Genomic DNA, 23,002 nt, shown 5'->3' on the forward strand with positions numbered 1-23,002 from the left:
TTAAGTGTTCTACTCGCGGCAACAGTTCCAAATCAAGGTGCTTTCAGGGCTCCCCATAGAATTGCAAACAAACCATCGAACTGATCGATCAGGCGGTCGGTTTCTTTGCGCAAAAAGTGCATTTGCGCCACACGGCCAAACACGCCCATGAATACATCCAGCAGCATTTTGCTCGACACGCTGTTGTTCAACGCACCTTTTTGCTGACCCTCCTTTAGCATGCCCAAAAATGCGCCCATCAACTCCGGGCTTTCATACACGGGCAAGTCGTGATAACGGCTGGCAGGTATCGACACAGTGAGCAGCAAGATCACCTTGGGGTGCTTGTCAAAATAGTCCAACATCACCCACAGTGTCTTTCTCAGGCGTTCACGGTAATCCTCAATACCCTCCAGGTGGTCGATCATTCGGTCGGCCAGGCGGCTCAAGGTGGTGTCCAGTACATAAGCGACCAATCGTTCTTTGCTGCCAAAGTACTTATAAATGGTTTGCAAGCTCACGTTGGCCGTACGTGCCACTTCAATCAGCGGTACGCTATTGAAATCGTGATTGGTGAACAGTTCCAGTACAGCATTTTCAATGCGGTCCAGTGTGGCTTTGCGCATTTTCGCCGGGCTCACATTCAGATCAACTTTGCCAACAGCAGTGCTTGCATTCATTTTGATTAACCGGGTGTGAAGTGGGTTTCATGAATTATTCACCAAATCATCACATTAATTACAACGGCAAATGGGAAAACCGGTAACTCAAATTACCATATGCATAGAGGGGGTACTCTAAAGTAACTTCTTGGGTTGATTGTGCGTTTGCACATCGCCATTCTGGATTCTGACGAATTCACGATACCTTCGGTAATTTCGATTACCGAATTCCGAAAATCCAGGAGGCACAGATGCCATCGGCACTGATATTTGACGCAGTAAGAACCCCACGGGGCAAAGGTAAGAAAGACGGTAGCCTGCACCAGGCCACACCAGTATGGTTGCTAAACAACCTGCTGACCGCTTTGCAACAGCGCAATGATCTCGACACCAGCCTGGTGGACGATGTGGTGCTGGGTTGCGTAACCCCAGTGGGCGAGCAGGGTGCCGACATTGCGCGCACTGCGGTGCTGGACGCAGGTTGGGCCGAAACGGTGGCGGGTGTTACCCAGTCGCGTTTCTGTGCGTCAGGCCTGGAGTCGGTAAACCTGGCTGCAGCCAAAGTGGGCAGCGGCATGGAAGACATGGTGGTTGCTGGCGGCGTAGAAAGCATGAGCCGCTGGACCATGGGCAGTGATGGCGGCGCGTGGTTCATGGACCCCCGCATCAACGACAAACTCGGTTTCATTCCCCAAGGTATTTCTGCTGACCTGATCGGCACGCTGGAAGGCTTTAGCCGCACCGACGTAGACACCTACGCTGTTGAAAGCCAGCGCCGTGCCGCCAAGGCGCAGGCTGAAGGCCGTTTCAACAAAAGCCGCGTGCCTGTGAAAGACCTGAATGGTTTGATCATGCTGGACCACGACGAATTCATTCGTGGCAACGCCACCGTGGAAAGCCTGGCCACGCTGCAACCCTCGTTCGCAATGATGGGTGGCATGGGCTTTAATGCCACGGCTCTGCGCAAGTACACCACCGTTGAAACCATTAACCACATTCACCACGCTGGTAACAGCTCGGGCATCGTGGACGGTGCAGCCTTGGTGCTGGTTGGTAGTGAAGAGGCTGGCCGCAAGGCTGGCATGAAGCCACGTGCACGCATTCGTGCAGCGGCGGTCATCGGTTCCGAGCCAACGATCATGTTGACTGGCCCAACAGCAGCCTGTTTGAAAGCGCTGCAAAAAGCAGGCTTGAAAGCGTCTGACATCGATTTGTGGGAAATCAACGAAGCCTTCGCTGTTGTGCCCATGCAAACAGCACGCAACCTGGGTGTCAGCCTGGACCGCGTGAACGTCAACGGCGGTTCAATCGCCATGGGTCACCCACTGGGTGCAACCGGCGCAATTATTTTGGGCACCTTGCTCGATGAGCTTGAGCGGCAAGACAAAACCCTGGGCCTGGCCACACTGTGTGTGGGCGGCGGCATGGGTATTGCCACCATCATCGAACGCATTTAATCGGCCGAAGGAGAAACAACAATGAGTGCAGTGAAATTTGAACTCGGTCAGGATGGCATCGCAGTGGTAACACTGGACATGCCCGGCCGTTCCATGAACGTATTGAATGAAGAATTGATGGGCCCGTTTGCGGAAGCCCTGACCCGCATTGAAACCGACGCCACTGTGAAAGGTGTGGTGTTGACCTCTGGCAAGCCAGAATTCTTGGCGGGTGCTGATTTGGACACGGTTTACAAAATCACCGACCCACAGCAGGCGTTTGATTTGGCTGAAGCCTTCAAAACCCTGTTGCGCCGCATGGAAAAATGCGAGAAGCCGATCGTGTGTGCTTTGAACGGCACCGCATTGGGCGGTGGTCTGGAACTGGCCATGGCCTGTAACCACCGTGTTGCATTGAACAACCCCAAAGCCAAATTCGGTTTGCCCGAAGTGAAGCTGGGTTTGTTGCCCGGCGGCGGTGGCACACAGCGTTTGCCCCGCATGATCGGTATTCAGGGCGCGTTGGAAATGATGACTCAAGGTTCCGAGCTGCGCGTTGAGCAGGCTGTGAAGAAGGGCATTGTGCAGGAAACTGCGGACACGCTTGAGGAAATGATTGCCAAGGCCAAAGCCTGGGCAGTGGCCAATCCAAAGGCATTGCAGCCCTGGGACGTCAAGGGCTTCAAGTTCCCCGGTGGCGATTCCAAGCACCCCGCCATTGCGCAAATTTGGGCGATTGCACCGAGCATGGCCAACGCCAAGGCGTTTGGCAATTACCCAGCGCTAACCCACATTGCAAGCTGCGTGTTTGAAGGCGGTATCACCGACATCGACACTGGCCTGAAAGTGGAAAGCCGTTACTTCGCTGCTTGCGTGTTGTCGCAAGAAAGCAAGAACATGATGAACACGTTGTGGTACCAACTCAACAGCATCAAGAAAGGCCAAAGCCGCCCAAGCGCACCTGCGAAAAGCAAGGTCAAGAAAATTGGCGTGCTGGGTGCAGGCATGATGGGTGCCGGCATTGCGTATGTGTCTGCGAAAGTGGGCATTGAAGTGGTGCTAATCGACGCCACGCAAGAAGGCGCCGACAAAGGCAAGGCCTACAGCACCAACCTGCTGGACAAAGCCATTGCCAAGAAGCGCAGCACACCTGAAAAGAAAGACGCACTGCTGAGCCTGATCACCGCCACCACCGACTATTCCAAACTGGAAGGTGCTGATTTGGTCATTGAAGCCGTGTTTGAAGACCGTGGTGTGAAAGCAGACGTAACCGCCAAAGCAGAAGCAGTGATTCCTGCCACAGCAGTGTATGCATCCAACACATCGACCTTGCCAATTACCGGCTTGGCCGAAGCGTCCAAGCGCCCCAACCAGTTCATCGGTTTGCACTTCTTTTCCCCCGTGGACAAAATGCCGCTGGTTGAAATCATCATGGGTGAAAAAACCGACGATGAGACACTGGCCAAAGGCTTCGACTTTGTTCAGCAAATCGGCAAAACACCGATTGTTGTGAACGACAGCCGTGGCTTCTTCACCAGCCGTGTGTTCGGCACATTCCTGATGGAAGCCGCAGCCATGGTTGGCGAGGGTGTTCACCCACGTTCAATCGAAATGGCGGGTCTGGAAGCCGGCATGCCCATGCCACCTTTGGCGCTGTACGACGAAGTGTCATTAAGCCTTAGTTTGCTGATCATGAAGCAAACCAAGAAGGACATGGAAGCTGCGGGCCAAACATTCCCTGAGCACCCAGGCTACAAAACTCTGACCACCGTGGCTGAAAAGCATGGCCGTATTGGCAAGAAAGACGGCAAGGGTTTCTACGATTATTCCCCAGCAGGCAAAACCCTGTGGAAAGGTTTGAACGAAGAATTCCCATTGGCCAAAGCGCAGCCCAGTTCACAGGAAATTCAGGACCGTTTGATGTACATCCAGGCCAATGAAGCCGCGCGCTGCTTGCAAGAAAAAGTGCTGCGTTCGGTGGCCGACGGCAACATCGGTTCCATTTTCGGTTTGGGTTTTGCGCCGTTCACAGGCGGCATGTTGCAGTTCATTAACGCGCAGGGCTTGCCCCAGTTTGTAAAGCGTTGTGAAGAACTGGCTGCCCAATATGGCGAACGTTTCAAGCCTGCCAGCATGCTGGTGGAAATGGCCGCTCAAGGCAAAAAGCTTGAAGATAATCTGGCGTAATGTTTAACCTGCGAAGCCGACTGCCCTTGGGGTGGTTGGCCTCGCGATGATTGACGAAAACAGGAGCAGTAATCATGGTATTCAAAGCAATCATGAATGGCTTGATCAAAGCCAAGGCCATGCCGCAAATTTCTGCAACCGAGCGCCAGGCGCTGGAAGCGGGTACGGTGTGGATCGACGGGCAGGTATTTTCCGGCAAGCCCGACTTTGCAAAAATGTTTGCCGAACCCTATTCGAAATTGAATCAGCGCGAGCGTGATTTCATTGATGGTCCCGTGCAGCAATTGTGCGAAATGTGCGATCCGCATGAAATTGCGACGACACGTGTTATTCCGAAAAACGCAGTCGACTTTTTGGCGTCGGCAGGTTTTTATTCTTTCCTGATTCCACAAAAGTTTGGCGGTCTTGAGTTTTCGGCCAACGCCATTTCAACCATCATGTCGGTGATCACGGCGCACAGTCCCTTGCTGTCCACTTTGGTGGTCATTCCCAACAGCTTGGGTGCAGCCGAATTGATCAAACACTACGGTACACAGGCGCAGAAAGAGCACTACCTGCCACGCCTGGCCAGTGGTGAATATCTGCCGTGTTTCGGCTTGACTGAGCCCACAGCAGGTTCAGACGCAGCCTCCATTCTGGCGCGTGGTGTGGTGTTCAAAAACGCCGAAGGCAAGGTTCAGATCAAACTGAACTTCCGCAAGCGTTACATTACCTTGGCACCTGTGGCCAACCTGATTTCGCTGGCTTTCAAGCTGCAAGACCCCGAGAACCTTTTGGGTAAAGGTACCGACGCTGGCATTACAGTGGCCTTGGTTCACCGCGGCATTCCCGGCCTGGAAATGGGCAAGCACCACCAGCCAATTGGTGATGCGTTCTACAACGGTCCAATCATTGGTAACGATGTTGTTATTGACGCCGATGAAATTATTGGTGGCGCAGAATGTGCAGGCCAAGGCTGGCGCATGCTGATGGAACAGCTGGCTGGTGGCCGTGCAGTTTCATTGCCTGCTGGTGCAGTAGGTGGTGTGCGTGCAGCAGCGGCTGCATCGGGCGCCTATGCCCGCGTGCGTCAGCAGTTCGGCATGCCCATTGCTGAAATGGAAGGCATTCAGGAAAAGCTGGCTGAAATTGCAGCCATGGCTTACCTCAGTGAAGCAGCGCGTGTGTATGCACTGAGCGCACTGGACAATGGCGAGCAGCCACCCGTGGTCTCGGCTGTGTGGAAGGCCTACCTCACCGAGCTTTCACGCGAACAAGCAAAAAATGCCATGGATGTAATGGCAGGCGCAGGCGTGATGCAAGGCCCCAACAACGTGATTGGTCGTGGCTATTGTTCAGCCCCGGTTGCCATCACAGTTGAAGGCGCAAACATCATGACTCGTTCACTGATTACCTTTGGTCAAGGTGCTGTGCGTTGCCACCCCTATGCGTTCAAAATTGCGAATGCACTGGAAGCCAACGACCTGCCCACATTCAGCAGTGCGTTGAAAGGCTGGATTGGTCACATGGTAGTGAACACCAGCCGCTTGGTCGGCCTTACGCTGACTCGCGGCCACTTGGCCAGCACGCCCAAAATTGATGGCGTAACGCCTTACCTGCGCAAGCTGGCTTGGGCTTCTTCACGCTATTCATTCCTGACCGACATGGCCCTGATCACCGTGGGTGGCAAACTGAAAGCACGCCAGCAGCTTACAGGTCATTTTGCGGATGCCCTGGGCTGGCAGTTGTTGGCCATCTCGACCATTCGCCGCTATGTGGCCGAAGGCGAGATCAAGGAAGACTTGCCGCTGGTTCAGTACGCTTGTGAATATGCTTTGGCGAAAGTGCAAAAGGCATTCGAATCCATTTATGCAAACTTCGGCAACAACGCAGTGGGCTTTTTGCTGCGCACTGTGGGCTACTTCAGCCTGCGCGTGAATCCGATCGTGGGTTCAGGTCTGGATCGTTTGGTGCCCACTGTGGCCAAAACAATCACCAAGAGTGGCGCACAATTTGGCCGCATTACTGGCGACTTGTACATGCCCAAGTTCAACCTGGCTGATTTGGATAACGATGAAGTGCTGGCCAACACCACAGGCGTCAAACGCTTGATGGCAGCATTCCAGGCTGTGCAAGAAGCCGAAGTGGTGCAAATGAAAGTGATTCAGGCGCGTCGCTCCAAATTGGTTGACAAAGGTTCTGTGCAAGAAATGGCAGAAGCAGCATTGGCCAAAGGCATTATTACAGCGGCAGATAAAAAGCTGCTGGACCGTGCCAACCGCATTAGCCTGGAAGCAATCATGGTCGATGAGTTCACACCGCAAGAGTTCTTCGGTGACAACTCGGTGACCTATGCGCCAGGTTTTGAATGTGCCAACGTGCCCAATGTTAGCCACGGCGCGGCGGTACAGGGTGAGCGTTTGAGGGTTGTGAACTCTTAAGACGCGTGCGAATGTGAGCGGTGCCCTGGCTTGGCTTGGGGCACTGTTCGCTTCGCCCGGCTTTGCAAGGTTTCCCGGCGGATTCGCAGCGCGGGGCGATTGCGAAGCAATCGATGCGAAGACGCCGAGGCGTTTCGCATGCCCCAAGCCAGAAGCATCAAGCCGGAAAAAGAAACCTTGCTTAGGGAGAGGCGAATAGCGCTCCGAGTCAAGCTGTGTCATTCACGTTCAAAATCAACAAAGTTATTCACAACCAATCAATCACCGAGGCTGCTACACATGTCACCCATTCAAGACCCCACCTTGCTCGAAGGCATCACCGTGCTGGATTTGTCGCGCAACTTGCCCGGGCCTGCCACGTCGCTGATCTTGCAGCAAATGGGTGCCACGGTCATCAAGATGGAGCCTCCTCACGGGGACGATGCTAAAAGCATGCCCATGCTTTACGCCGCTTTGAACAGCAGCAAAAAAATCGTGACTGCCGACTTTCGCACCCCTGAAGGCATTCAGGCATTGAAAGACCATGCAGCCAAAGCCGACGTACTTATTGACGGTTTTCGCCCCGGCGTGATGGCAGACATGGGTTGCGGCTACGACACCTTGAAAGCCTTGAACCCCAAGCTGGTGATGTGCTGCATTACCGGTTACGGGCAAAAAGGTGCGCTGGCTGAAAAAGCCGGGCACGACATCAATTACATGGCCCTGAGCGGCCTGCTTGATGGCTTGCAAACCGCTGAGGGCGACATTCCGGTGCCCGCCGTTCAGTTCGGTGATTTGTTCGGAGGCACGGCAGCAGCGGTGCAGGGTATTTTGGCGGCCTTGTTGAAGGCGCAACGCACTGGGCAGGGTAGTTTTGTGGATGTGTCCATGACGCACAACCTGTGGAAGCAAAACATCATGCCCGAGAGCATGGAGCAAATGTGGATCATGCTCAGCGGCAAACCGGCCAAACACCAAGACGATTTGCTCAGTGGCGGGCTGGCTTGTTACAACGTGTACCGCACGGCTGATAATCGCCATTTGGCGGTGGGCTCACTGGAGCACAAATTCTGGAAAGTGGCCTGCGAAGCCATGGGCAAGCCCGAGTGGTCCAATATTCACTGGAGTCGTGGCGCCATGCCCAGCACCCCGGCAGCTCTGCAAATGCTCACAGACATGAAAGCGCTAATTGCTTCCCAGCCGCTTGCGCACTGGGAGCAGGTGTTTGGCAATGTGGATGCCTGTATTACTCCCGTGTTGACTCGTGCTGAAATCAAGCAGAGAAATTTGCTGCGTATTTGATGCTTTTTCTGGTGTAAAAGTAACGCCGGTAAATCGAGTACACCGCCTAAAATGCTGAAATCTTTGGGTTAACTTACGTGATTCTTACCAAAATCCCGGGAAGAATGGTATTGTTGATTCTGCCGGAAGTCTTATACAACACTTATAAAAACCGAGCCCACGCAGGCTCCGCCGGGGAGACATAAAAAGCCACTCGAAGTGGCACCTCCTTGGCCGCATTCGCTCGGTTTACAGGAGATTAGTTACATGTCAGCACGTCCCGATGAGGCCGCCCCAAAGGTGTCGCCCGATCAATTCAATGGTTTTGTCAGCAAAGAAGCGCAAGAATTATTTGAGTCCCGTTATTGGACCAAAAGTTATCCCCCCGGCGTGTCCGGTGACATGCCTGCGCTGCGTTACAACAGCATGCTGGAATTGATTCAAGAGTGCTTGAAAAAGTTTGCTGATCGTCCGGCTTTCGTATCTGCAGGCACAGAATTTTCATACAAACAGGTCGATGATTTGTCAGACCAGTTTGCGGGTTACCTGAAATCCATCGGTGTCAAAGCTGGCGATGTTGTGGCCATTATGTTGCCCAACTGCGTCCAGTTTCCCGCATGTTTCGTGGGTGCCATGAAGCTGGGTTGTACCTTGACCAATGTGAACCCTCTGTACACCGTGCGTGAACTGAACCACCAGTTGAAAGACTCTGGTGCAACCACCATTGTGGTGTTCGAGAACTTTGCCAACACCTTGCAGCAATCGCTTGAAGGCACCCAAGTCAAGAACATCGTCATTACACAGCTGGGCGACTTGCTGGGTGGGTTGAAGGGCTTGATCGTCAACTTCGTGATGCGCAAAATCAAGAAGATGGTGCCAGCCTACAATTTGCCCCAGGCCGTGCCAATTAAAAAGGCCCTGGCTGCAGGCAAAGGTGTTGCATTCCCCAAGCCGACTCCCAAGTTGGACGACGTGGCCTTGCTGCAATACACCGGTGGAACCACAGGTGTGTCCAAGGGTGCCATGCTGACTCAACGCAACCTGATGAGCAACATGGAACAAGGCTTGGCCTGGATGAGCGAAGCCATTGGCAAAGACCCCATTTGTGTGGTCACCATGCTGCCGCTGTACCACATCTACGCCCTGGCCGTGAACTGCATGCTGTTCATGACCTTCGGTGCGCGTAACATTCTGATTGCGAACCCCCGTGATGTGGGCACCGTCATGAAGGTGCTGCGCAAGGAAAAATTCCATGTCATTACGGCGGTGAATACGCTGTTCAATGCATTCCTGAACAACGAAGAATTCTGTAATCGCGATTTCTCGGACATGAAGTTTGCAATGAGCGGCGGCATGGCACTGCAACAGCCCATCGCCGAGCGTTGGTTCAAAGTCACCGGTTGCGCGATCTCTGAAGGCTTCGGCATGACAGAAACCTCGCCGGTCGTTACTGTGCCGCCTCTGCACGGTGGCGAACGCCCAGCCTTCCGTGGCAATGTTGGTTTGCCAATTCCTGGTACCGAAGTGCGCTTGAAGCGAGACGATGGTTTGTGGGGTGGCTTGAATGAGCCTGGTGAAATTTGTGTGCGTGGCCCGCAAGTCATGTTGGGTTACCTGAACCGTCCTGAAGAAACAGCCAAAACCATTGACGCTGAGGGCTGGTTGGCCACAGGCGACATTGGCACCATGGACGAGCAGGGCTTTGTGAAGATCGTGGATCGCAAGAAAGACATGATCATCGTGAGCGGCTTCAACGTGTTCCCGAACGAGATTGAAGACGTGGTTGCGCAGCACCCTGGCGTGCTGGAATGTGGCGTGGTTGGTGTGCCCGATCCAGTGACTGGCGAAAAAGTGAAGTTGGTGGTGGTCAAGAAAGACGCCAGTGTGACCAAGGAAGATTTGATCGCGCATTGCCGTCAAAACCTGACTGGTTACAAAATCCCGTCATTCGTTGAGTTCCGCGACGACCTGCCTAAAACTCCGGTGGGTAAAATCTTGCGTCGTGAGTTGCGCGACAAGCCGAAAGAGACTGCATAAGTTTTGTCGGACTCAATAAAAAAGCCACCTGCAAAGGTGGCTTTTTTTATGCATCGAACGGTTTAGTTGCGCACGTACATTTCAACGCGGCGGTTTTGTGTACGGCCTGCTTCAGTGTCGTTGGTGGCCGCTGGAAAACGCTCACCCAGACCCGCAGCTGTTAGTCGCGCTCCGGAGATTCCTTTGGTGGTCAGGAAGCTGGTCACAGACTGCGCACGGCGCACTGACAAATCCTGATTGTATTCATCGCTACCGGTGCTGTCGGTGTAGCCAATCACACACACAATCGTGTTGGGGTTGTCACGCAAGGTGGCAGCAATTTGATCCAGTGTGCCTGCAAACTGGGGCTTGATTGCTGTTTTGTTGGTGTCGAACAAAGCAGCACCGGGAATGTCCAGCATCACTGAGCCGTCGCGTTGTTCGCGCACAGCGATCTGGCTGCCCACCAGGTAACCAAACAGACCGCCCAATGCGGCACCACGCACAGTGTCCTTGCCATCAATGCTGTTGCCTACAATTGCGCCACCAATTGCACCTACGGCGGTACCGATTGCTGTTTTGGTGTTGTCTACCTTGCGCTCAGGGGCTACAGGGCAACCCGCAACCGCCACGGGTGATCCGGGGGCAGGTTGTTGTGGCGCTTGCGGTTGTTGGAAAACGCCGCCACCATTGCTGGCACAACCTGCTGCGAACAAAGTAAGGGCAATTGCTGAAAGTTTGAATTTATTCATGGTGTCATTCCTCGAGTTTTGTATTGACTTGTTTTCTGTCTGTTTCATTCTAACGCCTTAACCTTTTACAGGTTGACTATAAAAATTTCATGGCGCTACACTCCAACATGCTTAAATCATTAACGATACTTCTTGCGTTTCAGGCCTTGGGCGAGTTGCTCAGCTTCTCGTTGTTTCCATCCATTCCGGGTCCGGTGCTGGGTTTGATCGCCTTGCTGGCATTTTTCTTCATCAAGGGCGGTGTGCCTGCCGATATTCAATCCACAGCCAATGTGTTCACTGCCAACTTGGGGTTGCTGTTTGTACCCGCGGCGGTGGGGGTGGTCGTATTTTGGCCAGTGTTGGCTGAATTCGGGGTGGTGATTCTGATTACCTTGCTTGTAAGTGTAGTGGTCACCTTGGTGGGTACGGCATGGTTGCTCGATCGGCTCGCTGCCAGGTTTATGCCTGGTGACGTCAGTGAGGCCCCCAAGAATGACTGAATCGGCCCGTCGTGTTCTGGAGCTTCCCGAGATCTGGGTTTATCTCAGCGGGAATCCGCTGAGCGCGTTGTTTTTGACCCTGCTGGCTTATCAAATTGGTTTGTGGTGCTACAAAAAAAGCGGGCAGCACCCGTTTACCAACCCGGTCATGATTGCTGTGTTGTTGCTGGCCGCATTTTTACAAATTACAGGTTTAAGTTATCAGCAGTATTTTGAAGGTGCACAGTTTGTTCACTTCTTGCTGGGTACAGCCACCGTGGCGTTGGCGGTTCCAATTTACCAGGGCCTTACCGCGGTGAAAGGTCAAACCGTGCGCACGCTGGTATTGTTGAGCGTGGCTCTGTTGGTGGGTGGTGCTTTGTCGATTGGTAGTGCTTTGGGCACGGCCTATTTATTGGGAGCCAATCTCGACATTGTACAAAGCCTGTGGGCGAAGTCTGTTACGGCACCGATTGCCATGGGCGTTAGCGAGCGCATTGGGGCCTCGCCAACACTCACCGCCTTGTTTGCCATTGTCACGGGTATTTTGGGTGCAGCAGTTGGCACTTGGTTGTTCAATTACATGGGTATGAAGCGTTGGTGGGTTCGTGGTTTTACCATGGGCCTGGCGGCTCATGGTATTGGTACAGCGCGTGCGTTTTCAGTGCACCCCGAGGCGGGTCGCTATGCCAGCCTTGGCATGGGTTTGCACGGTATTTTTGGTGCGCTTTTAATACCGTGGGTGTTTGGTTTTTTCAGCTAACAGCCAGTGTATTCAAAAGCACGCCGCCCATGCAGCCACATACACAGCCCGCATGTCGGGGCTGGTGTAGCCCAGCATCACCAGCAAGGCGAACACCACCAACACCACTTTGGCCCAACGTGGCATCAGTGGTGTGCTGGTCTGTGAATTCTCAAGCGGCTTGTGTTGCGGGCTCATTCGGTGTTGCGCTTTGTTCCTTGATAGGCCAGTTTACCGCAGCTGCGATCACACTCAAAGCAACACAGATCCACCACACCATCATGTAGCTGCCGGTGGCATCGAACAACAAGCCCCCAAGCCAGCCACCCACAAAGGCACCAATTTGGTGGAACATGAATACCAGTCCACCCAGCATTGACAGGTTTTTAACACCAAACATGGACGACACAGTGCCTGTGGTTAAAGGCACAGTCGACAGCCAGAGAACCCCCATCGCAGCCGCAAACAAATACACGCTCCAGGTGCTTAAGGGCGCCAGCACAAAAGCCACAATGAGCACACCGCGCAAACCATAAATGCCGGTCAGCAGCATGGGCTTTCTGAATTTGCCGCCCCACAGCCCGGCAAGATAACTGCCCAGAATGTTGAACAGGCCAATCAAGGCCAAAGCAGTGCTGCCCACGCTGGCGGGTATGCCACTGTCTTGCAGATAGCTGGGCAGGTGTACGCTAATGAACAAAATTTGAAAGCCGCACACAAAGTAGCCCACGCTCAACATGAGGAAGGCTCGGTGCTGAATGGCTTGCCCCAGCGAAGCCCACATGCCCAGCTCTTTGCCCGCAGGCGTTTCCTGATGGCTGGCGGCAGTGTTCGGGCACTCGGCGCTGCAAGGCGTGTCGTCGGTATTCAATGGCTTGGCTTTTGGCTCGATCAGTTGCCATGCCAACACCAAAATGATGACGGCAAAGCAGGCCAGAATGGTCAGTGCCGAAGACCAACCAACCTGGTTGATCAAGAACAGGCCACCGGGCAAAAATGCAAATTGTCCCAGTGAACCCAAGGCCATGGAAATGCCCATGGCCATGCTGCGTTTTTCAGGGGGCATGGCACGGCTGACCGCACCAAATACAACCGGAAAAGTGGTGCCGCTCAAGCCCAGTCCGATCAAAATACCAGCGCTGAATGTCAGCATGCCAGGGCTTTCAACCATGGCCATTAAAAACAAACCGAGCGCATACAGTGCGCCGCCAAGAATCATGGTGATGGCTGAGCCCAAGCGATCGGCCATTCGGCCTACAAATGGCTGCGCAATACCCCAGACCAGGTTTTGCATGGCAATTGAAAAGGCAAATACTTCGCGCCCCCACTCGTTGCTCAAACTCATGGGCTGCAGGAAAAGCCCGAATGAATGGCGTATGCCAAGCGAGATGGTCATGATAAAAGCCCCACACCACAGAATGGTGAGGGGTGATACGGCCTTGTGGGGTGTCAAGCGCATGGTGATTGCAAATTAAGGTTTGATGTAAGCAAAGCCCTGTTGGGTTTGCAGGTCGGCAACACGCACTACACCCGATGGTGTGTAGTTGGCATCCAGCACAAATTGGTCTTTGTTCAGTTTGCGGTTTTTCAAAGTGATTTCGCAAATCTCGAACACCACACCGCGCGCGGTCAGTGCACTGACCAAGGGGGCGTACTGAGTGCCCGTTTCAGCGTGTTTGGCACCCTCCATGAGAAAGTCCACGCCATTGGCATGGGTCACCACGATAATCGTGGTTTTGGGCGACACGTCCAGGTGATTGCGAATATTGCGCAGCGCCTTCAATGGTTGCTCGGCACCGTCAATGTGATACACCACCTTCGAGGTAATGTCCTGTGTGTTCATCCGCTTCACAGGGGCAGATTCCTGTGCGTACACCGTGCCAGTCAACATCAAGCCTGCTGCAAAGGCCACCACGGTATTTCTGATCAAAAGCCAAGTCATTTTTTTTCTCCTTCAATGTCGGTTAACCCCACCTTATCCCACGAAAAGGTGGGGCCGTTGAGGTGACTCCTTAGAGGGATGTTTAACCCATCGCCCATCTGGATACTGAACTGTACCGAATTGGAATGGATGAGCAACAGTATGAAACCCAACACCGTATTAAACACCGCTTTGTCGGTGAGCAAAATTGGTGTTTACGCGGCTGTCGTCCTTGGCGCTGCGGCTTGTTCATCGCTTCGACCCTTTGGCCAGGAGGACGAGTTTCGTGCCAAATTGAAGGCGCCGGACATCACTGGCGCCAGTTCGGCAGCTTCCCAGGTTACGTTGCCAATTGAGCGCTTGCCCTCCGACACGTTCTGGGTTCGTCCCCAAATCTCGGAAGGTGATTTGCCTGATCGACGTGTCGACAACCTGTCGGTCACAGAACGCGGTTTATTTGATGTGTTGCAGCTGATTTTCGCCAGCACCAACATGCCATTGAGTTTTGAGGGTGGGGCGGATGCAGCGTCCCGTTATGGGGTGGTCACGCTGAACAACTTGAGCGGTAGTCTGCCGCAGGTCATGAACAAGTTGGGCGAGATCATGGGGTTCTTCTGGACTGTGACCGAGTCGGGTGTGCTGAGGATCATGCCCGAACAGCAGTTTGTGGTCACCATGCCACCCGTGCTGAATGAGGACAGCATGGCTGGCATTACCAACACCATGCAGTATCTGGGGGCGCGTGACGTGTACCTGGATCGCATTAACAGGTCGTTGGTTTTTCGTGCCAATCGCCGCGCATTAAGCGACATCCAGAATTATCTGGAGCGGGCACGGGCCACACGATCGTTGATTGTGTATGACATGAATGTGTTGCAGGTTGATCTGAATGACTCCAACAACATGGGTGTGCGTTGGGAGTTGTATAAAACCGGAAACGGGATCAACACGGCGCCGGATTCGGCGCTTGCCGGTGCCTCAAGTACGGCAGACCGAATTACCCAGTTGACCCGTACCGCATCGGGCATTGAAACCCTGATTTTCGGTGAAAACTTTTCAACCAATTTTCTGATTGATTTTTTAAAGTCGCAAGGCGACGTAAAAACGTTGAGTCAACCCAAAATTGGTTTAATGAATGGCACCAACGGCAATATTCGTGTGGGGCAATCCACCACCTTCGTCTCGCGCGTGGGGTCTCAAATTGTCAATGGCGTGGCGCAGTCTACTGCGGACACGCAAAACCTGCGGACTGGTCTTGAAGTCTCGCTGACTGGCGAGGCGCACGACTCAACCATTTACACCCGCATCAATATTTCAATCACTGAATTGTTAGCGTTAAAGCGCTTCACTGCCTTGGGCGTCGATCTGAATCTGCCCGAAGTGGCCGACCGTGAGCTGAAAACACAAGTGCGTTGTCGCCCTGGTGACACGATATTGCTGGGTGGCATTACCGTGTCCAGGGCGCAAGACGATTTTCAAAGTGGTTTGGGCACGCGCAGTCGAACCGAGGCCACGAAACAAACTGAACTGGTGGTGACCATTCGCCCACGCCTGTTGCTGTTCGGGGAAGTGGCCAAGCAGGAGCAGCCTGCAGCACAAACGCCTGTGTTGGAACCTGTGGAAACGGCGACACGCGCTTTGCGTTTGTCCACAAGCCTGGGCTTTGTTCCGGCACCGGTTCAAATGATTTCCAAACTGACCCAGGTTCAGGAGCGGTAATTCATGCAAATCTACTCAAACCGAATTCTGATGTGTACCTTGATTGTGCTTCTTGTTGCCCGGTCTGGCGTGGCCTTGTCCCAGCAAACAATCGCAAATCCATTGATTCGTCCAGCCGTGTCGCAAGCGATACCCTCAGGCAGTGGATCGGGGTCTGCCAATGCGTCACAAAGTCAGCCTGATTCCGATGCTGGCGGTGGTGCCGCTGAGCTGCGCAGGCAGGCCGAGCGCAGAATTACCCAGGAAGACCTGAACATTCGGCAGCAAGCCTTGAACTCTCCTGTAATACCAGTTCCCCTGATCAACCTTTTTGCCAACATGCAGGTCACTGCCCATTTCCAGGGGGCCATTGTCATGCGCAGGGTTGAAAACGATTTTGCGTCCCCGCAGGTGATTCAGTCTGCGGCTGTTCAACAATCGAGCAACGGCCGTGGCGAATCTCCTCCCGCTGTGGTTGTACCTCGTCCCGTGTCTCGCTCATCGGGTGCACTTCGATTGCGGGTGGGAAAAACTGAAAATGTCAGTGGTTATCCCTTGCGAGCCAAGGTGAACGGGCAAGACATCACGGTTGATTGGCTTAGTGAAAATGGTGCCTGGGTCAACGTCTTTTATGGTGCGCTTGAATCCAGTGCGGGCGGCCTTCCTCAAGTACCCAGTGATTCTCAGTTATTGAAAGTGGAAACCGATCGGTTTGATCATTTGGTCCCTGTATTGCGAACTCAAACCTTCTCGCCTTCCGGTACCTTGGGCGGCCAGCAGGGCGGTAACTTGGGCTCTGGGTTTGGCGGTGGAAACGGCGGTTTCGGTGGTGGCCCGGGTGGCAACAATCAACCAGGTTTTGGTACTGGCTTTCCCAACTGAAGGAAACATGCAGCATGAAATCACTTGAGGCAGATTTGATGCAAGCCGGGCTGGATGATCATCAGCTTAATTTGCTTCGCCAACAACACACCCATCTGCGTGGAGAAGGGCGCTCGGCGGAATTGGGCAGCCTTGCTTTGCGCTCACGGTTTTTGAATCTTGATGATCTGATCGATTCGGGTTCTCAGGAAGACTCCAATGTGATTGGCGACCACTTCACGCTTCAAACTATTTTGCCGCTTGAGTTCTGTCGGCGTTTTGTTTGTGTGCCCACCGAGTTTTCAAAAGGTGTGCTGACCTTGCGTTGCGCCCAGCCACTGAAGGCAGCGCAACAGGATCGAATACGTCAGATTTTGCGGGCCCCTGTTTCGGCATTGAAATTTTTACCTTCCAGCCGCCAGGAAGTGTGCGAGCTGTTGCTGCGAATTGAGCAATCGGGTTCAGTAAATGGTTTGATCACAGTTCTTCGGCATGAGGGGCTTGAAGCCGGGCGCCTACGCAGCCTGGTTTATGCGGTGCTCAAAGAGGCTTTGTCCTTGCGTGCCAGCGACATACACCTAAGCCGCAAAGGCGACCCCGATGCCTGGATCGCGTATCGGGTGGATTCGGTCATGCGCCAAACCCACTTGTTGCCTGAGTTGCTAATGCAATCGCTGGTGGCCCGTATCAAAATTGAAGCGGGTATGGATGCATCCAATAGCCGCACGGCTCAAGATGGTCGTTTGACCGTTGAACATGAAGGCAGGGTGGTGGATTTTCGAATTTCCACGCAACCGCTAGTAGATGGCGAGTCCGTTGTGCTGCGTGCATTGGATGCATCGCTGTTGCCCAGTCTGGGGGCTTTGTTTCCAGGCCAGCCCAAGATGACGGAGTTGATCCGAAGCATCACCAATCAAACCGGGAAAACCGGTGGATTGGTATTCATTTCCGGTGCAACAGGCTCGGGCAAAAGCACCACGCAGTACACCGTGGCTTGCGGCTTTCGGCGTGATGCCATGAATGTGATCACGGTAGAAGATCCGGTTGAATACATTTTACCCTTCGCCAAACAAATTCAATTGCAGGCCTTGGTGAAGCAAAAGGCAATTGAACTTGAACGTTCGATTTTACGCCAAGACCCGGACATCTTGATTTTTGGTGAGGTGCGGGATGCCGATTCTGCGCGTGCCGCCCTGGCCTTCGCCGAAAGTGGTCACTTGGTGATTTCTACCATTCACGCCAACAGTGTGTTGCAGGTGAGTGAGCGCTTTTTGTCCATGATTGACCCGGCCCACCGTGCTGATTCCGAGTTTTTGCTTGCGCATTTCTTGCGGGTCGTGATTCACCAGCGTCTGGTGCGTCGACTTTGCTCATGCGCAAAACCTGTTCAGGCGGAAATACTGGACATGTTCCATTCACAGGCGTATCGACTCACGGGCGGCTTGATCCTGCCGCGCGCGGGTTTACGTCAAAAGGTCGGTTGCACGCGTTGTGCCGGTTTGGGATATTCAGGTCGGGTTGCTGCACATGAAACCATGCATGTGCCTGTTGACGAGTCAATGCGTGGCCGTTTTGTGAAGGCATTTAAAAGTCACAATCTTGAGCTGCCTGTTGATTTATGTACAGAGAACGGTGTTGATTACACCAGCCGGCTACAAACCCTGCAAACCCTGTTGGATCAAGGCTTGGTCGATTGGCCCAGTGTCCTTCAGGTTCTTGGTGTGGCAGGGGATTAAGCATGTCCATTTCTAACTTCCGGGTCGATTACCTGGCTCCCCAAATGCTGGATGCGACTGCACGACCTGACGACAGGCTAAGTGGTTACTTTCGCCATCAATTGGTGATTACTGCGTCTAGAAAACGCGAGGCAATTCAGCAAGTGATTGACCGTGGTGGCGTTGTGCTGGATGTATTTGAACTGCAAGCCAAAGGCCGTTTGTCCCGCCTGTTTGGTTCGAAAGTGAGTCGCAGTTACAAACAAAAATTTTTGCAGGCGCTTGCGTTTAATGTGCGTTCAGGCTTGTCACCCGAGAAGTCACTGGAGCAGGTAATTTTGGGTGAATTGGGTGAGCCGCGTTTGATGTTGAACCAGGCTTTGAATGCATTGCGGCAGGGTTTCGGATTTGTGGCCGCAGTCGAGCTGCTGAACTGGTTTGATGATTCTACGCTGGCGGTATTGAGCGCAGGCGAGGCCGCCGGCCAGTTGAGCGAGGCCCTTGAAACTGCCGTGAGTTTTTATGAAAAAGGCTCAGCCACTTTGAAGTTGATGTTTGGTGCGGTCACCTGGACTGCACTTGATCTGATTATGGCGGTGTCTACAGTTGTTGGCATGCGTTTTGGTTTGATTGAGCAGTTAAAGGCAACGCCACTCATGAGCGAAGATCCCGCCAAGGTTGCACAATACAACAGCTCCCTTGCATTGGCTGAATGGGTCAACAATGGTTTGCTTGTATTTTCATTTCTGTTTTTTCTCATCCTGATCTACTTCACCATGCTGGTGTTGTCACCTGACCAGAAAACGCGTACGCAGGCGTTTGGCATGCTTGAGAAAGTACCGGTGATCGGCGAGTTGCTGATTTCCTCTGGCATTGCCGCGACCACACGGGTGTTGGGTTCTTTGTTGACTGGTGGTGTGGCATTTCTAAACGCTGTACAAATTGCGCGCAAAGGCACCATTACGCCCACCGTGTCCCTGTTCTGGAAAACCATCACCGATCGCAGCGAGATCGGCGAGCAGCCTGCAGTGGCATTCAATCATCCCTTGCTCGACAGCAGTGAGCGCCTACTGATTCGCGCACACAAAGATCAGGCGCAACTGGCTGAGTGTTTGGCCTCGATTTCACAAACCCGCGATGACAAAGCCAACAGTGCGGCACGCAAATTTGCGGTTATTGCGTTTGTGGCTTCACTCGCTTATTCGGGCATCGCAGTGCTGTTCAGTTTGGCAGTGGTGTATTTGCAAAACGAAGTTGTGCTGTCAGGAGCCTAAGTCATGGAAGCCATCAATTTAAAAAGTATTTATTCCAACTTGATTGCAGGGCGTTTGCCCGTGGGTACCGGCAGTGCACAAAAGGTGGTCATGAATCAGGCCTATGCCATTTTGGGTACCAACCGCCTTCATGCCTATTGTATGGAGCGCTCGGGACATGTGTATTACTTTGCCATTGAAAGTGCCTGGCTCAGTTCAGCACCTGGCTTCAATTTGCCCTTCGTTGATGTATTGCCCGACGGCCCTTTGCATGTAGGCGATGCGATCTATTTGATGCACGGCGCGGATTACTCAGCCGCCCTGATCATCGAAGGTGGCAGTGTGCGATTGCTTTGCAATGATCAAGATGTGTTGAAAGACTATCTCATTGGTCTGGACCTGCAAATTGTCGAAATTGATCACAAGGGTGGTAAACCGCTCAGCAGTATTCCGCAGGCCATTCAAGGCATTACCGAGCGTTTTAGTGCATTGATGATGAAGGGATCAATTGGCGTGCTGATCTCGGCATCCATGGTTTTTCTCGGTTCACAGGCAGCAAGTGCCTACACCAATAGCCAAGCCGCCAGTGGCCTGAATGCACAGGCTGTTGAGAATGACCTGAATGCCACACTGGTTAAGCTCAGCGTTCAACAGCCACTTGCCCGGCAAATTTCCCGAATACAAAAAGTGTCGGCGACTGTGGTGCGCTCAGGTGGCTGGATCGAGAAATACAAGATGAAAGGTGAAGACGACGAGTCTTTTGAATTGGTACTGCCGAGTTGGGTAAGCCAGGATTACCTCGATTCCCTGGGGCGCGACGTGATCACCGATCTTAGGGATATGGAAGGGCTGCTAAGTGTACGTAAACAAGGCAAGAAGGAGTCAGTCAAGTGAAACTGGATATAAAGAACAACAGCTCATTGTGGATTGCCGAGGCCAGCCGACTCATGGGCCTTGCGCCGGTTTTCGCCATGATGTGTGCCGTAATCATGGTGATTTTGGCTGCATTTTCGGTCAACGATTTTCTTCGCGCAACCGAGCTTGAACGAAAAAGTCAGGAGTTGCCTGAGTTCACTTTAAAGCGTGTGCCAGTTGGCAAGGTGGTCTACGAGGAGTATGCCCGAGTGCTTTCCAGGTTAAGCCCAGACGTGCAAGTGCTTGCCAATCGCGACAGCATCAAGATTGATATTGCCGACCCCTCCAAATATGCCGAATTCATGTACGTATTGAATAGCGTACAGGGCATTTCAAAAGACGTGGTGTGGCATGCAGAGGAAATATGTCTGGCGGGCTGCTCGGGGCACGCTTCGCTGGCCGTTGTTAAAGGTATGACAGAGAAAGTGGAAGTCAAATTGAGAGGGCAAGGCGATGAGTGAATCCGACAACAAAGTTGGCGTACCGTTTGCCAAACAAAAAGTGACCCTGGGGGTTGCGGCCTTGGGCATGGTGGGTTTGGTGTCATGGGCCGGTTGGACTGCATTTCAGGGTCCTTCCAATACAGGTGTTTCTCCGGTGGCCAGCGCATTTGCTGCTGGCACTTCTGCCAACAAATCTGACCGGGAAGTGGCCAGTATTAATGGTATGAAAATTACTGAAATGGAGTTGGGCAGCATGCTGCAGTCGGGCGTGGACCGCGCAATTGTGATCGACCGTTACATCAATAAAGTGGTGGCTGCGGAGCGCGGTCGCGAGATGTATGTGGAAGAGGCCAAAGCTGCCCTGCGCGCAGCTGAGCGTGAAGTACTTTCTACTTTGTACACCACCAAGCGAATGGAAGAGTTGCGGAAAGCCGTAAGCGACGATGAAGTAAGGGCTTACTACGATGCCAACGTACTCGACCAAAACTTTCAGCAGTGGAAAGTCAGTTATTACCTGAGCAATGATCAAAACGATGTGCAGCAAACCCTGGAGAAATTAAAGAAGGGCGAGAAGGACGCGCTTGATCAGTTAAAGCCACTGGTGGAGCAGGGTGACGGCTATGCCGTAGCTCAGGCGCTGCCTTACAACCTGGGGCGAGTGGTATCGAAAATGAAGAAAGGTGAGTTCAGCGAAGTGCTTAGATTGCGAAATGGCCTCTTGGTTTTGAAGATTGAGGACAGCAAACAATTTAAAAAACCCACCATGGAAGAATTGAAGCAAGACATAGTTCAGGCCCTTGCTTTAGAAAAATTCAATGCCGAACTTGAGCAGGCCCGCAGGCAGGCCAAGGTGGAGTTGGGTTAATTAAACAAGGCTTGAGCAACACAGGTAATCAAGGAGAACATCATGAAAGGTATTTTTAATCCCGTCGCCGGATTGCGAAAGCAAAAGCAATCGGGTTTTATTCAAGCAGCCTTGCTCTTCGGCATTGCCTTGATGACAGCCGTGCTGGGTGGCTTTGCATTGGCCAACCGAAGCCCAACCTCACAAACCGATGTGGAGCAAGCAAAAGTCAATGCCTCGGTTATTTTGAAACAGGCCAGTGATTTGCGCGATGGGGTGGCCAGGTACTCAAGCGATTTTGGTTCATCTGCAGTGTTGACCATGGATTTTTCGAATTCATCAGGGCAAGGTTTGTTTGATCCTGCGGCCCGGTACGCATCGCCACAAATTATGCCGACCTCTGCATTTGCAGCGGGTGCAGACACCAGCATCAAGCCGCCTTCAGCGCCATCGGCTGGGCACTGGTACATCAACAAGGCAACCGCGGGTAAATTGTTGGCGACAACTGAAGAAGACCCCATGGTGATTTTGCCTGACCTGCGTGAGGATGTGTGTGGCCGAGTCAACACGCTCTTGTACGGCAGTAACATCGTTCCTTCAGCAAGCAACGCTTTGTCGGACTGGCTCGCTGGCACTGACGGCGGAATTTCAGCAATCTCGACTGCTGCTCCGGCGGATGTGTCGGGATGGCCAGAAGGCTGTATCGAAACCAGCGACAATAAGTTTGTGTATTTCAAGGTTGTTCAAGAAAACTAAGCCACCAAGACATCATCAAGCCCGCAATTGCGGGCTTTTTTTACGTTGTATTTCACCAAAGCAAGGGATGTGGGCTTGCGTGAATTCACCCGTTAACCCGGTATGCACCGAATTCCGTGCCAAGAACCGAGGTGAAAAAAGTGAATTGGAAAGCCATTCAACAGCAAAGCGGATTCATCGCTTCCTACATTTTGTACGGCATTGGTTTGCTGGCCATTGTGGGCGCGGCCTATGCGCGCTTGAATACCAGCGCACAGCAGGGTCAGTCTGTTCAAGACACCGTCAGCGAGGTTGCCGTACAACTCGAAGTCATTAAGGGAAAAATCATGCTTTGTGCGGCGGTTTATCCCGATGGCGACCATGAACAGTTCGACACACGGCACGCCTACCCCGCACCAGCCACCACGGGCAACGCTGCAGTCATTTCATCTGTTGTTTGTCCCGCACCCAATGGCGATTTGTCGCTTGCCCTGATGCCCGACGGAATTCCCTTGCCGGTCAGTCCTCCTGATTTCGACGAGTGGGTGTACGAGCACACGGAAACCGGGGGAATACGGCTGCGATTAATACCCCGTGTAAGCGGTGGTGCAGCAGCAACCCGAGAGCGCCTGTTGCGTCAGTACGAGGGGTCAGTCATCGCCTCGGGCGATGAACTTGTGTTTGCGGTATTGAACTAGGAGT

The 23,002-nt window shown here is 53.1% G+C and carries 21 protein-coding genes; 16 read left to right on the forward strand and 5 right to left on the reverse strand.

What is annotated here, in order from left to right:
- Positions 1–32: 32 nt before the first annotated feature.
- Complete coding sequence (locus FRIGORI9N_RS01865; RefSeq protein WP_159568208.1) at positions 33–659, reverse strand: TetR/AcrR family transcriptional regulator; 627 nt, start codon at positions 657–659, stop codon at positions 33–35.
- Positions 660–892: 233 nt separating this feature from the next.
- On the opposite strand from FRIGORI9N_RS01865, the gene FRIGORI9N_RS01870 reads away from it, so the two are divergent.
- The 5 genes from FRIGORI9N_RS01870 (at position 893) to FRIGORI9N_RS01890 (ending at position 9,981) form a co-directional block, all read left to right on the forward strand.
- Positions 893–2,098, forward strand: a complete 1,206-nt coding sequence (locus tag FRIGORI9N_RS01870) for an acetyl-CoA C-acetyltransferase (protein WP_159568209.1) — start codon at positions 893–895, stop codon at positions 2,096–2,098.
- Positions 2,099–2,119: 21 nt separating this feature from the next.
- Entirely contained in the window at positions 2,120–4,264 is a 2,145-nt protein-coding gene (locus tag FRIGORI9N_RS01875) for a 3-hydroxyacyl-CoA dehydrogenase NAD-binding domain-containing protein (protein ID WP_159568210.1), read from the forward strand.
- Between the two features lie 74 nt (positions 4,265–4,338).
- Positions 4,339–6,684 carry an acyl-CoA dehydrogenase gene (locus tag FRIGORI9N_RS01880; RefSeq protein ID WP_159568211.1) on the forward strand — a complete coding sequence of 782 codons (2,346 nt, stop codon included), beginning with the start codon at positions 4,339–4,341 and terminating at the stop codon, positions 6,682–6,684.
- A 279-nt stretch (positions 6,685–6,963) separates the two neighbouring features.
- Positions 6,964–7,965: a CaiB/BaiF CoA-transferase family protein gene (locus FRIGORI9N_RS01885; protein ID WP_159568212.1), complete on the forward strand. Its 1,002-nt coding sequence runs from the start codon at positions 6,964–6,966 to the stop codon at positions 7,963–7,965.
- A gap of 246 nt (positions 7,966–8,211) precedes the next feature.
- Complete coding sequence (locus FRIGORI9N_RS01890) at positions 8,212–9,981, forward strand: AMP-binding protein (RefSeq protein WP_159568213.1); 1,770 nt, start codon at positions 8,212–8,214, stop codon at positions 9,979–9,981.
- 62 nt (positions 9,982–10,043) lie between these two features.
- Here the strand turns inward: FRIGORI9N_RS01890 and FRIGORI9N_RS01895 are convergent, their stop codons facing one another.
- Complete coding sequence (locus tag FRIGORI9N_RS01895; RefSeq protein ID WP_159568214.1) at positions 10,044–10,712, reverse strand: OmpA family protein; 669 nt, start codon at positions 10,710–10,712, stop codon at positions 10,044–10,046.
- A 107-nt stretch (positions 10,713–10,819) separates the two neighbouring features.
- Between FRIGORI9N_RS01895 and FRIGORI9N_RS01900 the strand changes: the two genes are divergently transcribed.
- Both FRIGORI9N_RS01900 and FRIGORI9N_RS01905 read left to right on the forward strand, forming a co-directional pair.
- Positions 10,820–11,194, forward strand: a complete 375-nt coding sequence (locus tag FRIGORI9N_RS01900) for a CidA/LrgA family protein (protein ID WP_159568215.1) — start codon at positions 10,820–10,822, stop codon at positions 11,192–11,194.
- Positions 11,187–11,936 carry an LrgB family protein gene (locus tag FRIGORI9N_RS01905; RefSeq protein WP_159568216.1) on the forward strand — a complete coding sequence of 250 codons (750 nt, stop codon included), beginning with the start codon at positions 11,187–11,189 and terminating at the stop codon, positions 11,934–11,936. The genes FRIGORI9N_RS01900 and FRIGORI9N_RS01905 overlap by 8 nt, the downstream gene beginning before the upstream one ends.
- Positions 11,937–11,948: 12 nt before the next feature.
- Here FRIGORI9N_RS01905 and FRIGORI9N_RS01910 read toward each other — a convergent pair whose 3' ends face one another.
- From FRIGORI9N_RS01910 to FRIGORI9N_RS01920, 3 genes are read right to left on the reverse strand one after another with little or no spacing between them, the layout of a single operon-like run.
- A complete protein-coding gene (locus tag FRIGORI9N_RS01910; RefSeq protein WP_159568217.1) occupies positions 11,949–12,113 on the reverse strand; it encodes a hypothetical protein in 165 nt (54 codons plus the stop codon).
- Complete coding sequence (locus tag FRIGORI9N_RS01915) at positions 12,088–13,374, reverse strand: MFS transporter (protein ID WP_159568218.1); 1,287 nt, start codon at positions 13,372–13,374, stop codon at positions 12,088–12,090. Before FRIGORI9N_RS01915 ends, FRIGORI9N_RS01910 begins: the two co-directional genes overlap by 26 nt.
- 12 nt (positions 13,375–13,386) lie before the next feature.
- Positions 13,387–13,857 carry a DsrE family protein gene (locus tag FRIGORI9N_RS01920; protein ID WP_159568219.1) on the reverse strand — a complete coding sequence of 157 codons (471 nt, stop codon included), beginning with the start codon at positions 13,855–13,857 and terminating at the stop codon, positions 13,387–13,389.
- A gap of 141 nt (positions 13,858–13,998) precedes the next feature.
- On the opposite strand from FRIGORI9N_RS01920, the gene FRIGORI9N_RS01925 reads away from it, so the two are divergent.
- The 9 genes from FRIGORI9N_RS01925 to FRIGORI9N_RS01965 all read left to right on the forward strand — a co-directional run bounded on the left by FRIGORI9N_RS01925 (position 13,999) and on the right by FRIGORI9N_RS01965 (position 22,998).
- A complete protein-coding gene (locus tag FRIGORI9N_RS01925; RefSeq protein ID WP_159568220.1) occupies positions 13,999–15,555 on the forward strand; it encodes a type II secretion system protein GspD in 1,557 nt (518 codons plus the stop codon).
- Between the two features lie 3 nt (positions 15,556–15,558).
- Positions 15,559–16,416: a hypothetical protein gene (locus tag FRIGORI9N_RS01930; protein WP_159568221.1), complete on the forward strand. Its 858-nt coding sequence runs from the start codon at positions 15,559–15,561 to the stop codon at positions 16,414–16,416.
- 14 nt (positions 16,417–16,430) lie between these two features.
- The gene (locus FRIGORI9N_RS01935; RefSeq protein WP_159568222.1) at positions 16,431–18,131 is read left to right on the forward strand and encodes a GspE/PulE family protein; all 1,701 of its coding nucleotides are present in this window, start codon (positions 16,431–16,433) and stop codon (positions 18,129–18,131) included.
- 2 nt (positions 18,132–18,133) lie between these two features.
- Positions 18,134–19,384, forward strand: coding sequence for a type II secretion system F family protein (locus FRIGORI9N_RS01940; protein ID WP_159568223.1), 1,251 nt, complete (start codon positions 18,134–18,136; stop codon positions 19,382–19,384).
- A gap of 3 nt (positions 19,385–19,387) precedes the next feature.
- Positions 19,388–20,257, forward strand: coding sequence for a hypothetical protein (locus FRIGORI9N_RS01945; RefSeq protein ID WP_159568224.1), 870 nt, complete (start codon positions 19,388–19,390; stop codon positions 20,255–20,257).
- Complete coding sequence (locus FRIGORI9N_RS01950) at positions 20,254–20,739, forward strand: hypothetical protein (RefSeq protein ID WP_159568225.1); 486 nt, start codon at positions 20,254–20,256, stop codon at positions 20,737–20,739. Before FRIGORI9N_RS01945 ends, FRIGORI9N_RS01950 begins: the two co-directional genes overlap by 4 nt.
- Positions 20,732–21,586: a peptidyl-prolyl cis-trans isomerase gene (locus tag FRIGORI9N_RS01955; RefSeq protein WP_159568226.1), complete on the forward strand. Its 855-nt coding sequence runs from the start codon at positions 20,732–20,734 to the stop codon at positions 21,584–21,586. The genes FRIGORI9N_RS01950 and FRIGORI9N_RS01955 overlap by 8 nt, the downstream gene beginning before the upstream one ends.
- A 42-nt stretch (positions 21,587–21,628) precedes the next feature.
- Positions 21,629–22,321 (forward strand): hypothetical protein, encoded by a 693-nt coding sequence (locus FRIGORI9N_RS01960; protein WP_159568227.1) that lies wholly within the window; start codon positions 21,629–21,631, stop codon positions 22,319–22,321.
- Between the two features lie 140 nt (positions 22,322–22,461).
- A complete protein-coding gene (locus FRIGORI9N_RS01965; protein WP_159568228.1) occupies positions 22,462–22,998 on the forward strand; it encodes a hypothetical protein in 537 nt (178 codons plus the stop codon).
- The last annotated feature ends 4 nt before the right edge of the window (positions 22,999–23,002 follow it).

Source organism: Limnobacter sp. 130 (assembly GCF_902506325.1).
In the GTDB taxonomy this organism is placed as follows: domain Bacteria; phylum Pseudomonadota; class Gammaproteobacteria; order Burkholderiales; family Burkholderiaceae_B; genus Limnobacter.